7 protein-coding genes and 1 pseudogene are annotated in these 12,485 nt (G+C 73.4%); 6 read left to right on the top strand and 2 right to left on the bottom strand.

Going from position 1 to position 12,485, the window contains the following annotated elements:
• The first annotated feature begins 260 nt into the window (after positions 1-260).
• Complete coding sequence (locus ACZ63H_RS21030) at positions 261-1,148, top strand: cellulose-binding protein (RefSeq protein WP_469867144.1); 888 nt, start codon at positions 261-263, stop codon at positions 1,146-1,148.
• 27 nt (positions 1,149-1,175) lie between these two features.
• Here ACZ63H_RS21030 and ACZ63H_RS21035 read toward each other — a convergent pair whose 3' ends face one another.
• Positions 1,176-2,672 carry an MFS transporter gene (locus ACZ63H_RS21035; protein WP_469867146.1) on the bottom strand — a complete coding sequence of 499 codons (1,497 nt, stop codon included), beginning with the start codon at positions 2,670-2,672 and terminating at the stop codon, positions 1,176-1,178.
• Positions 2,673-3,116: 444 nt separating this feature from the next.
• Here ACZ63H_RS21035 and ACZ63H_RS21040 point away from each other — a divergent pair, with 444 nt between their 5' ends.
• The 3 genes from ACZ63H_RS21040 (at position 3,117) to mfd (ending at position 10,351) form a co-directional block, all read left to right on the top strand.
• Entirely contained in the window at positions 3,117-3,905 is a 789-nt protein-coding gene (locus ACZ63H_RS21040; RefSeq protein WP_469867148.1) for an ABC transporter ATP-binding protein, read from the top strand.
• Positions 3,902-6,481, top strand: coding sequence for an ABC transporter permease (locus ACZ63H_RS21045; protein WP_469867150.1), 2,580 nt, complete (start codon positions 3,902-3,904; stop codon positions 6,479-6,481). The genes ACZ63H_RS21040 and ACZ63H_RS21045 overlap by 4 nt, the downstream gene beginning before the upstream one ends.
• Positions 6,482-6,814: 333 nt before the next feature.
• Positions 6,815-10,351: a transcription-repair coupling factor gene (mfd, locus tag ACZ63H_RS21050; RefSeq protein WP_469867151.1), complete on the top strand. Its 3,537-nt coding sequence runs from the start codon at positions 6,815-6,817 to the stop codon at positions 10,349-10,351.
• A gap of 122 nt (positions 10,352-10,473) precedes the next feature.
• Here mfd and ACZ63H_RS21055 read toward each other — a convergent pair.
• Positions 10,474-10,728 (bottom strand): annotated as a pseudogene (locus ACZ63H_RS21055) (SDR family NAD(P)-dependent oxidoreductase); the annotation flags it as partial.
• Positions 10,729-10,918: 190 nt separating this feature from the next.
• Between ACZ63H_RS21055 and ACZ63H_RS21060 the strand changes: the two are divergent.
• Positions 10,919-11,635 (top strand): HNH endonuclease family protein, encoded by a 717-nt coding sequence (locus ACZ63H_RS21060; protein ID WP_469867153.1) that lies wholly within the window; start codon positions 10,919-10,921, stop codon positions 11,633-11,635.
• A gap of 75 nt (positions 11,636-11,710) precedes the next feature.
• Positions 11,711-12,454, top strand: coding sequence for a GNAT family N-acetyltransferase (locus tag ACZ63H_RS21065; protein ID WP_469867155.1), 744 nt, complete (start codon positions 11,711-11,713; stop codon positions 12,452-12,454).
• The last annotated feature ends 31 nt before the right edge of the window (positions 12,455-12,485 follow it).

A 12,485-nucleotide genomic window follows, 5' to 3' on the forward strand; every position in this document is an offset into this window, starting at 1 on the left:
CGCCGGAGAGTTGGTGGTCGGGGCTGCGGGAGCGGGGGTGGGACGTCTTGTTGCATCCCCTCCCCCGAAGGAGCTCCCCTCGCTTCCCTGCTGTCGGCCCCCGCACGCGCGCGTGCGGGGCCCGACGTGTCGTCGGCGCCCGGTGCTCCCACGTCCGCGCGCGGTCTGCGGAGTGTCGGAACATGACCGGTTATGTCCGATCCATCAAGATATGCACGAAATCATTCTGTCGTGTAGGTCCGGTGGAGAGGAGTCCCAGGGTGAGCAGCGCATCGATGCCGCCGCACGGCTTCGCGACCGTCCGGGGGCGCGGCTACCGCCCCGACCAGGTCGACGCCTGCCTGGAGGCGCTGTCCGGGGACCGGGACGCCGCCTGGGAGCGGGCCGCCCGGCTGACCGTGCTCGCCAAGGACATGGAGGCCGAGGCGGTACGGCTGCGCGAGGCCGTCGCCCAGCTCGTGCCGCAGACGTACGAGACGCTGGGGGAGGGCGCGCAGCGGCTCTTCCAGCGGGTGCAGAACGAGGCGGCGGACCTCAGGGAGCGCGCCCGGCGCGCGGCCGGGCAGCAGGTCGCGCGGGCCGAGGCGGAGGCCGAGCGGGTCCGCCGGGAGGCACGGGAGGCGGCGGACGCCGTCCGGGCGGCGGCCGACGAGCACGCGCGGGGTCGGATCCTGGCCGCGCGGGCCGAGGCCAACGGCATCCGCGTCGGGGCCCGGCGCGAGGTGCGGGCGGCGCGCATGGAAGCGCTCGCGGCGGTGCGCGAGGCGCGGCAGCGCGCCGCCGGGACGCTCGCCGAGCACTCCCGGCGCAACGCCGGGCGCTGGGCCGCGGCCGAACGCGAGGCGGCCGAGCGGGCGGCGGAGCTGGACGCCCGGCACGCCGAGCGCGCGGACCGGGCCGACGCGGCACTGGCGGCGGCCGAGCGGGCGCTCCAGGAAGCCGGGAGGTACGCCCGGCGGTGCGAGGAGGAGGCACGCGCGCGTGCCGCCGGGATCGTCGCCGAGGCGCGGGCGCGCGAGGAGCGCATCGCCCAGGAGACCGAACGGGTGCTGCGCGAGCACGGTGACACCTGGGACGACGTCCAGGCGCACGTCGACTCGGCGCGCGACCGCCTGATGTCGCTGACCGGCAGGGTGGTCACCGAGTAGCCGGGCCGCCCGCCCCGGTCCGCCGGGTCATTCGGGGAGCACCGGGAACCGCCGGGGCGCCACCAGCAGCAGCACCACGAACGCCAGGGCCGCCGCGCACGCCGCACCGAGGTAGACGGCGTGCACCGCGTCGGCGATGGCCCGCCGGGTCGCCTCCGGGGCCGTGCCGGCGTCCAGCGCGCGGGTGACGGAGTCCAGGTCGCCGGCCCCGCCGAGCCGGGCGGCCAGCACCCCGTTGGCGATGGCGCCGAACAGGGACGCGCCGATCGTCTGGCCGGTCTGCCGGCAGAACAGCACCGAGGCGGTCGTGGTGCCCCGCTCCGACCAGCCCACCGTCGACTGCACCCCGACGATCAGCGGCAGCTGGTACAGGCCGAGCGCGCCGCCGAGCAGCAGCATCAGCAGCGTCGGCTGCCACCAGGACCCGGGGTAGGGCAGGAACGGGAACACGCTGAGGACGAGCGCGCCGAGGCCGATGCCGAGCAGCGCGGTGTCCCGGAAGCCGATGCGCCGGTAGACGTGCTGGCTGAGCGCGGCGGACACCGGCCAGCTGAGCGTCCACACCGACAGCACGAACCCGGCGGCGACCGGGCCGAGTCCGAGCACCGACTGCGCGTACGTCGGCAGGAACACCGCGGGCGCGACCATCAGCAGTCCGAGCGCGCCGAGCGACAGGTTGACGGCGGCGATCGTGCGGCGCCGCCACACCCACCCCGGGATGATGGGCTGCGCGGCCCGCCGCTCCACCGCGACCACCACGGCGACCAGGGCGAGGCCCGCGCCGAACAGGGCCAGCGACGGGGCCGACAGCCACGGCCAGGCGACCCCGCCCTGCACCAGCGCGGTCAGCAGCACCCCGCCGCACGCGAACACCGCGAGCGCGCCGGCCCAGTCCACGCGGGCGCGGCGGGCGGTCTCCCGTTCCGGTTCGTGCAGGTGACGCACGATCAGCCACAGGGCGGCGGCGCCGATCGGCAGGTTGATCAGGAAGATCCAGCGCCAGTCGGCGTAGGCGGCGAGCACTCCGCCGAGCCCGGGGCCGGCGACCGCGGAGACCGCCCAGACCGTGGACAGCCGGGACTGGATCCTCGGCCGCTCCGCCAGCGGGTACAGGTCGGCGGCGAGTGTCTGTATGGTGCCCTGCAACGCCCCGCCGCCCAGGCCCTGGACGATGCGGAACGCGATCAGCGCGGCCATGTTCCAGGCCGTCGCGCACAGCAGCGAGCCCGCCAGGAACACGGCCGCGCCCACCACCAGCACCGGTTTGCGGCCGAAGGTGTCGGAGAGCTTGCCGTAGACGGGGAGCGTGACGGTGACGGCGAGCAGGTAGCCGGAGAACAGCCAGGAGAAGACGGAGAACCCGCCGAGGTCGCCGACGATCTGCGGTACGGCCGTGGAGACGACGGTGGAGTCGAGCGCGGCCAGGGCCATCGCCAGCATCAGCGCGGCCACGACCGCCCCCCGCCGTCGTTCCCCCTGGCCCCGGGCCGTGCCGCCGCGTATCGCGGGTGTCGTGCTCCCCACCGTGGATCCCCTCCCCTGCTTCCCGTCGGAAGCTACCCAGGTGCCCCCTGCACCTATGTGTGGGACGACAGCTTTCCACGGCGGGCCGTCCGGGGCCCGGCGCGGCGCAGGGCGGAGGCCGCGCGCGCCGAAGGGTGGAGGAACCCCCGGGAGTGTCTCCACCCGGCGGTGGAGTCCCCCTAGGGGTTCCTCCGTACCTCGGCTCGGGGAGGGCTCGTCCCGGCGGAGGAGGAGCCGGGCCGGGCGCGGTCCTTAACCTGGTCCTACGCCGTCGGGGGGCGGCGGACCGCACCGGCGGGGGTGGGGTTTTCCCCCGGGGAAGAGGGGGCCGCGCACCAGCGCGCGACGCCCTCGCCGACCGCGAGACTCATCGGCGTAATCAAGACGACGCACCGGCACCAGGGGTGCCGCGCATGACCTGTCGACCGACATAGGAGACATACCGTGACATCGGCTGTGACCATTCCCAGGCACGGGGGTACTGGAGGGCGTACGGCCGTCGCGGCGCGGGCGCGGCAGGTCGTGAAGGCGTACGGGTCGGGGGAGACCCGCGTTGTCGCGCTGAACAGCGTCGACGTGGACATCGCCCGCGGGCGGTTCACCGCGATCATGGGCCCTTCCGGGTCCGGCAAGTCGACCCTGATGCACTGCCTCGCCGGCCTGGACACGGTGACGAGCGGTCAGATCTACCTGGACGAGACCGAGATCACCGGGCTGAAGGACAAGAAGCTGACCCAGCTGCGCCGGGACCGCATCGGCTTCATCTTCCAGGCGTTCAACCTGCTGCCCACGCTGAACGCCGTCGAGAACATCACGCTGCCCATGGACATCGCCGGCCGCAAGCCCGACCGGGCCTGGCTGGACCGGGTGGTGGAGACCGTCGGGCTCGCCGGGCGCCTCAAGCACCGCCCGACCCAGCTCTCCGGCGGCCAGCAGCAGCGCGTCGCCGTGGCCCGCGCCCTCGCCGCCCGCCCGGAGATCATCTTCGGGGACGAGCCGACCGGAAACCTCGACTCGCGCGCGGGCGCCGAGGTGCTGGGCTTCCTGCGCCGCTCGGTGGACGAACTCGGCCAGACCATCGTCATGGTCACCCACGACCCGGTGGCCGCCTCCTACGCCGACCGCGTGCTCTACCTCGCCGACGGCCGCATCGTCGACGAGATGCACCAGCCGACGGCCGAACAGGTCCTGGACCGCATGAAGGACTTCGACGCCCGGGGGCGTACGTCGTGACCGTCCTGAAGACCTCGATGCGCAACTTCCTCGCGCACAAGGGCCGCATGGCGCTGTCGGCGGTCGCCGTGCTGCTGTCGGTGGCGTTCGTGTGCGGCACCCTGGTGTTCACCGACACCATGAACACCACCTTCGACAAGCTGTTCCAGGCCACGGCCTCCGACGTCCAGGTCGGCGCCAAGAGCGCCTCCGACACCGGGGAGACGACCTCCCGCACCGGCAAGCCGCCGGTCCTGCCGGCCTCCGTCGTCGGCAAGGTCCGCGGCGCCCGGGGCGTGAAGTCGGCCGAGGGCACGGTGTTCTCCACCTCGGTGACCGTCGTCGACGCCGGCAAGGACAAGCTGTCGCCCGGCAACGGCGGACCCACCATCGTCGGCAGCTGGAACGGCAACGACGCCCGCACCATGGAGATCACCTCCGGCACCGCGCCCAAGGGCCCGGACCAGGTGATGGTCGACGCCGACACCGCCGACCGGCACGGCCTCGAGCGAGGCGACGACATCGGCCTGATCACGGCCGTCGGCACGCACCACGCGCGCGTGTCCGGCATCGCCGCCTTCAAGGTCACCAACCCCGGCGCGGCGATCTTCTACCTGGACACCCGGACCGCCCAGCAGACCCTCGTCGGCCGCACCGGTGTCTACACCACCGTCAACGTCACCGCCGACCGGGGCGTGAGCGACGAGCAGCTGAAGAAGAACGTCGTCGCCGTCCTCGGACACGACTACAAGGTGCAGACCGCCAAGGAGGTCGCCGACGCCAACCAGAAGCAGGTCCAGAGCTTCCTGAACGTCATGAAGTACGCGATGCTCGGCTTCGCCGGGATCGCCTTCCTGGTCGGCATCTTCCTGATCATCAACACCTTCTCCATGCTGGTCGCCCAGCGCACCCGGGAGATCGGCCTGCTGCGCGCCATCGGCTCCTCCCGCAAACAGGTCAACCGCTCGGTGCTGGTCGAGGCGCTGCTGCTCGGCGTGTTCGGCTCCGTGCTCGGCGTCGGCGCGGGCGTCGGCCTCGCCATCGGCCTGATGAAGCTCATGGGGCGGATGGACATGAAGCTGTCCACCGACGACCTGACGGTGGCCTGGACCACCCCCGCCCTCGGCCTGCTCCTCGGCGTGGTCGTCACCGTCCTCGCCGCCTACCTGCCCGCCCGGCGCGCCGGCAAGGTCTCCCCGATGGCCGCCCTGCGCGACGCCGGCACCCCCTCCGACGCCCGCTCCGGTGCCGTCCGCGCCGCCCTCGGCCTGCTGCTGACCGCCGCCGGCGCCTGGAGCCTGTACGTCGCCGCCACCGCCGAGAAGGCCAAGACCGGCTCCGGCTGGCTGGGCCTGGGCGTGCTGCTCACCCTGGTCGGCTTCGTCGTCGTCGGCCCGCTGCTCGCCGGCGCCCTGGTCCGCGTCCTCGGCGCGGTCCTGCTGCGGGTCTTCGGGCCCGTCGGCCGGATGGCCGAGCGCAACGCGCTGCGCAACCCGCGCCGCACCGGCGCCACCGGCGCCGCCCTGATGATCGGCCTGGCCCTGGTGGCCTGCCTGTCCGTCGTCGGCTCCTCCATGGTGGCCTCCGCCACCGACCAGCTGGACAAGACCGTCGGCACCGACTTCATCGTCCAGGACGACAACGGGCAGGTCATCACCAAGCAGGCGGTCCAGGCCGTCAAGGACACGCCGGGCCTGGCCCGGGTCACCGAGTACAAGCTCCTGGACGCGTCCCTGACCACACCGGACGGCCGCACCACCAGGAACGGGACGATCAACGCGGCCGACCCGACGTACGCCCGGGACGTGCGCACCGAGACCGTCGCCGGCAGCCTCGCCGACGCCTACGGGCCGGACTCGATGTCCGTCTTCGAGGGCTTCGCCGAGGACCACGGCATCAAGCTCGGCTCCACGGTCGCCGTCCGCTTCAAGGACGGCGGGACGGCGAAGCTGACCGTCCGCGCGATCACCAGCGACGAGGTCGTCGTCGACAAGGGCGCGATGTACGCCTCCATCGCCACGGTCGCCAAGTACGTCCCCGCCGACCGGATGCCGCTGGACGACCTGGTGTTCGCCACGGCGAAGGACGGCCAGGAGGACGCCGCCTACCGGGCGCTGAAGTCGGCGCTGCACGAGTTCCCGCAGTACACCGTGCGTGACCAGACCGACTACAAGCAGGAACTGAAGGACCAGATCGGCCAGCTGCTGAACATGATCTACGGCCTGCTGGCGCTGGCGATCATCGTCGCGGTCCTCGGCGTGGTGAACACCCTGGCGCTGTCCGTGGTCGAGCGGACCCGGGAGATCGGCCTCATGCGGGCCGTCGGCCTCTCCCGCCGCCAGCTGCGCCGCATGATCCGCCTGGAGTCCGTGGTGATCGCCGTCTTCGGCGCCCTGCTGGGCCTCGGCCTCGGCATGGGCTGGGGCGCCACCGCGCAGAAGCTCCTCGCCCTGGAGGGACTGACCGTCCTGGACATCCCCTGGCCGACGATCGCCGGCGTGTTCATCGGATCCGCCTTCGTGGGCCTGTTCGCCGCCCTGGTCCCGGCGTTCAGGGCCGCCCGGATGAACGTGCTGAACGCGATCGCGACCGACTAGCCGCACCGGCCCGGTCCGGCCCCCGCGCACGGGGGGCCGGACCGGGGCCACGGCCACCGCACACGGGGGTTGCGGGGGAGCGCCCGGCGCCGGGAAGCCCGCCAGGGCATCCCGGCGCCGGCCCGCGTGCGCACGGGGCACCGCCCGGCGCGGGCACCCCCGTCCGCGGGCACCTTCCGCACCCGTGGCCCCGGGACTTGTCCACAGGGCCGGGCCCGAGGTTGTCCACAGGCCACCGCACGGCCGCCGACACCGTCGTACGCTGGACAGCCCCGGCCCGCCGCACGAGTCGGGCCCTTCGTGTCGCCGACCCCCTGGACGGAAAAAGCCTCCATGAGCCTGCACGGTCTGCTCGACGCCGTCGTCAAGGACCCCGCCCTCGCGGAAGCGATGCGCGCGGCAGCGGACGGCAACCGCCCGCACGTCGACCTGATCGGCCCCCCGGCGGCCCGCCCCTTCGCCGTCGCCGCCCTGGCCCGGGACGCCGGCCGCCCGGTGCTGGCGGTCACCGCGACCGGCCGCGAGGCGGAGGACCTCGCCGCCGCCCTGCGCTCCCTGCTGCCGCCCGAGGGCGTCGTGGAGTACCCCTCCTGGGAGACCCTCCCGCATGAGCGGCTCAGCCCGCGCAGCGACACCGTCGGCCGCCGCCTCGCCGTCCTGCGCCGCCTCGCCCACCCCCGCCCCGACGACCCCGAGACCGGCCCCGTCTCCGTCGTCGTGGCCCCCGTGCGCTCCGTGCTCCAGCCGCAGGTCAAGGGCCTCGGCGACCTGGAGCCGGTGGCCCTGCGCACCGGCCAGAGCATCGATCTGGACGAGGTCGTCGAAGCCCTCGCGGCCGCCGCCTACGCCCGCGTGGAGCTGGTCGAGAAGCGCGGCGAGTTCGCCGTGCGCGGCGGCATCCTGGACGTGTTCCCGCCCACCGAGGAACACCCCCTGCGCATCGAGTTCTGGGGCGACGAGGTCGAGGAGATCCGCTACTTCAAGGTCGCCGACCAGCGCTCCCTCGAAGTCGCCGAACACGGCCTGTGGGCGCCCCCCTGCCGCGAGCTGCTGCTCACCGACGACGTCCGCGCACGCGCGCGCGCCCTCGCCGAGGACCACCCCGAGCTGGGCGAACTGCTCGGCAAGATCGCCGAGGGCATCGCCGTGGAGGGCATGGAGTCCCTGGCCCCGGTCCTGGTGGACGACATGGAGCTGCTCCTCGACGTGCTGCCCAAGGGCGCCATGGCCGTCGTCTGCGACCCCGAGCGGGTCCGCACCCGCGCCGCCGACCTCGTCGCCACCAGCCAGGAGTTCCTGCAGGCGTCCTGGGCGGCCACCGCGGGCGGCGGCGAGGCCCCCATCGACGTCGGCGCGGCCTCCCTGTGGTCCATCGCCGACGTCCGCGACCGCGCGCGCGAGCTGGACATGATGTGGTGGTCGGTCTCCCCGTTCGCCGCCGACGCCGACGCGGCGGGCGACGCCGACACCCTCAAGCTCGGCATGCGCGCCCCCGAGACCTACCGCGGCGACACCGCGCGCGCCCTCGCCGACACCAAGGGCTGGCTCGCCGACGGCTGGCGCACGGTGTTCGTCACCGAGGGCCACGGCCCGGCCGCCCGCACGGTGGAGGTGCTCGGCGGCGAGGGCATCGCCGCCCGCCTCGACTCCGACCTCGGCGAACTGAGCCCGTCGGTGGTGCACGTCTCCTGCGGCTCCATCGAGTACGGCTTCGTGGACCCCGCGCTGGGCCTCGCCGTGCTCACCGAGACCGACCTCTCCGGTCAGCGCACCGCCGGCCGCGAGGGCGCCCGCATGCCGGCCCGCCGCCGCAAGACCATCGACCCGCTCACCCTGGAGCCGGGCGACTACATCGTCCACGAACAGCACGGCGTCGGCCGCTACATCGAGATGGTGCAGCGCACCGTGCAGGGCGCCACCCGCGAGTACCTGGTCGTGGAGTACGCGCCCGCCAAGCGCGGCCAGCCCGGCGACCGGCTGTACATCCCGACCGACCAGCTGGAGCAGATCACCAAGTACGTCGGCGGCGAGGCACCCACCCTGCACCGCCTCGGCGGCGCCGACTGGACCAAGACCAAGGCCCGCGCCAAGAAGGCCGTCAAGGAGATCGCCGCCGACCTGATCAAGCTGTACAGCGCGCGCATGGCCGCCCCCGGCCACGCCTTCGGCACCGACACCCCCTGGCAGCGCGAGCTGGAGGACGCCTTCCCCTACGCCGAGACCCCGGACCAGCTCACCACCATCGCCGAGGTCAAGGAGGACATGGAGAAGTCGGTCCCCATGGACCGCCTGATCTGCGGCGACGTCGGCTACGGCAAGACCGAGATCGCGGTGCGGGCCGCCTTCAAGGCCGTACAGGACGGCAAGCAGGTCGCCGTCCTGGTGCCCACCACCCTGCTGGTCCAGCAGCACTACGGCACGTTCTCCGAGCGGTACGCGCAGTTCCCCGTCAACGTGCGCGCCCTGTCCCGCTTCCAGACCGACACCGAGGCCAAGGCCGTCCTGGAGGGCCTGAAGGAAGGCTCGGTGGACGTCGTCATCGGCACCCACCGCCTGTTCTCCTCCGAGACCAAGTTCAAGGACCTCGGCCTGGTCATCGTCGACGAGGAGCAGCGCTTCGGCGTCGAGCACAAGGAGCAGCTGAAGAAGCTCCGCGCCAACGTCGACGTGCTGACGATGTCCGCCACCCCGATCCCGCGCACCCTGGAGATGGCGGTCACCGGCATCCGCGAGATGTCCACGATCACCACGCCCCCCGAGGAGCGCCACCCGGTGCTCACCTTCGTCGGGCCGTACGAGGAGAAGCAGATCGGCGCCGCCGTCCGCCGCGAACTGCTGCGCGAGGGCCAGGTCTTCTACATCCACAACCGTGTCGAGTCCATCGACCGCGCGGCGGCCAGGCTCCGCGAGATCGTCCCCGAGGCGCGCATCGCCACCGCCCACGGCCAGATGTCGGAATCCGCGCTGGAACAGGTCGTGGTCGACTTCTGGGAGAAGAAGTTCGACGTGCTGGTGTCGACCACGATCGTGGAGTCCGGCATCGACATCTCCAACGCCAACACCCTCATCGTGGAGCGCGGCGATACCTTCGGCCTGTCCCAGCTGCACCAGCTGCGCGGCCGGGTCGGCCGGGGCCGCGAGCGCGGGTACGCCTACTTCCTGTACCCGCCGGAGAAGCCGCTGACGGAGACCGCGCACGAGCGCCTGGCCACCATCGCCCAGCACACCGAGATGGGCGCGGGCATGTACGTCGCGATGAAGGACCTGGAGATCCGCGGCGCCGGGAACCTGCTCGGCGGCGAGCAGTCCGGCCACATCGCCGGCGTCGGCTTCGACCTGTACGTCCGCATGGTCGGCGAGGCCGTCGCCGACTACCGGCGCCAGCTGGAGACCGGCGGGATCGAGGAGGAGCCGCCGCTGGAGGTCAAGATCGAGCTGCCCGTCGACGCGCACGTCCCGCACGACTACGCGCCCGGCGAGCGCCTGCGCCTGCAGGCGTACCGCTCGATCGCCTCCGCCAACAGCGAGGAGGACGTCAAGGCCGTCCGCGAGGAACTCACCGACCGCTACGGCAAGCTGCCCGAACCGGTGGAGAACCTGCTGCTGGTGGCCGGCCTCAGGATGCTCGCGCGCGCCTGCGGCGTCGGCGAGATCGTGCTCCAGGGCACCAATATCCGCTTCGCGCCGGTGGAGCTGCGCGAGTCGCAGGAGCTGCGCCTCAAGCGGCTCTACCCCGGCACGGTCATCAAGTCCACCGCCCACCAGGTGCTGGTCCCGCGCCCGAAGACCGCGAAGGTCGGCGGCAAGCCCCTGGTCGGCCGCGAACTGCTGGCCTGGGTCGGCGAGTTCCTCACCTCCGTCCTGGGCTAGCGCGGGGTGTACGGCGACGGGGGCGGCGCGGGGGAACGACGGGCGGGGCACGGGACCGGGGGCGCGCGTGCGGATCGGTGAACCGGCGGAGGCGACCGGCACGACCCCGCGCGCCCTGCGCCACGGCCATGGCGCCCCAGCGCGGCGCTGACCACCGAGGCGGGCCCGTCCTCGGCGGTCAGGCCGGCGGACAGGGGGGTGATCAGCGGGTGTCCCTCGGCGGTCTTCGCCAGCGGCTCCGCCCGGCGGCCGACGGCGACGACCCGGGCGCCCCCGGCGGCGAACGCGCGCGCGGCGGCCCGGCCGATGCCGGTGCCGGCGCCGGTCACGAGGACGGCACGAGGGGGCTGGTCCACGGGGGTGCTGTTCTCGGTCACGCGGGGATTCTCGGACCCTGACGCCAAGGACAAGGTCAAGCGGGACTCGCCGGGCGGACAAACCGGTACGTGTCGCCCTATCAGATGATGAGGCCCCATCTGCTGGACGGCGACGGGAAGTTACCGTGGGGAGCGGAACGATCCGCCCCGCTCCTGACGGGCGGACCAGCACGAGCAAGGGGGACGCACCGTGACGCGTCTGAGGGGCGGGGTGGTCACCGCCGTGGCCATGCTGGTCGCCGCGACCGGCTGTACGGCCGAGCAGAGCAAGGGGTCCGCCGGGCCCGAGGAGACCGGAGGCGGGGGCGCGGCCCTGTCCGCCGCCGCCTCACTGACCGTCAAGGGGCGGGCTCCGAAGACCGGTTACTCCCGCGACCGGTTCGGCACCGCCTGGGCGGACACCGACTCCAACTCCTGCGACACCCGCGACGACATCCTCAAACGCGACCTGAAGAACGTGAGGTTCACCGGCGGCGACTGCAAGGTCTCCTCCGGCCTGCTGGACCCCGACCCCTACTCCGGCAAGGAGATCACCTACCGGCGCGGGCGCAGCCAGGTCGACATCGACCACGTCGTGGCCCTCTCCGACGCCTGGCAGAAGGGCGCCAAGTACTGGGACGCGGCCAAGCGCATCGCCCTGGCCAACGACCCGCTCAACCTGCTCGCGGTCGACGCCAGCACCAACCGCGGCAAGGGCGACGGCGACGCGGCCACCTGGCTCCCGCCCAACAAGGACTACCGGTGCGGATACGTCGCCGCCCAGGTCGCGGTCAAGAAGAAGTACGGCCTGTGGGTCACCGCCGCCGAACAGTCGGCCATGAAGAAGGTCCTCGCCGGCTGCCCGGACCAGAAGCTGCCCACCGGCGGCAACCCGACCCGGGCACCCGAACGCTTCCGGGCCCGCTGACCGGGTAGCTTCCGGGCCCGCTGACCGGGTAAACCGCTGTCCCGGGGGGGTGCGGCCCCGCCTACCGTGTCCGTCATGGACATCAAGGTCAGCAGCATCGCCGAGCGGCCCGACCGGCTGCCGGCGGTGTTCGGCATGCCCGACACCTGGCCGGAGTTCGTCACCAACGACCCCGTGGGCGTCACCCACTACGGCCGCATCCCCACCGAACTCCCGGAATACGCCCTGTTCGCCGAGGACGTCGACGGCCAGGTCGTCGCCCACGCCTACAGCGTGCCCTTCGCCCTCGACGCGCCCGGCCGGGGCACCCTGCCCGCCCGGGGCTGGGACCAGGTCCTCGCCTGGGCCTTCGCCGACCTGCGGCACGGCATCCGCCCGGACACGGTGAGCGCCGTCTCGGTCACCATCGCCCCGCACGCCCAGGGCCGGGGGCTGTCCGCCGTGCTGCTCGCCGCGATGCGGGACAACGCCCGCGCCCGCGGCTTCCGCGAGGTCGTCGCCCCCGTCCGGCCGAGCGCCAAGCACCGTGAACCGCACACCCCGATCGCCGAGTACGCCCGCCGGGTCCGCCCTGACGGGCTGCCCGAGGACCCGTGGCTGCGCGTCCACGCCCGGGCCGGGGCCACCTTCGACTCCATCGCCCCGGCCTCCATGACCGTCGGCGGCTCGCTGGAGGAGTGGCGCCGCTGGACGGGGCTGCGCTTCGACCGCCCCGGCGACATCGAGGTGCCCGGCGCGCTGGTCCCGGTCCGCTGCGAACCGGAGCGCGGGTACGCCGTCTACGTCGAACCCAACGTCTGGCTGCGGCACCCGCTGTGACCCGGCGCCGGGCCCGGCCCCCTACCGGTCC

The organism is Streptomyces sp. NPDC104831 (assembly GCF_055583025.1).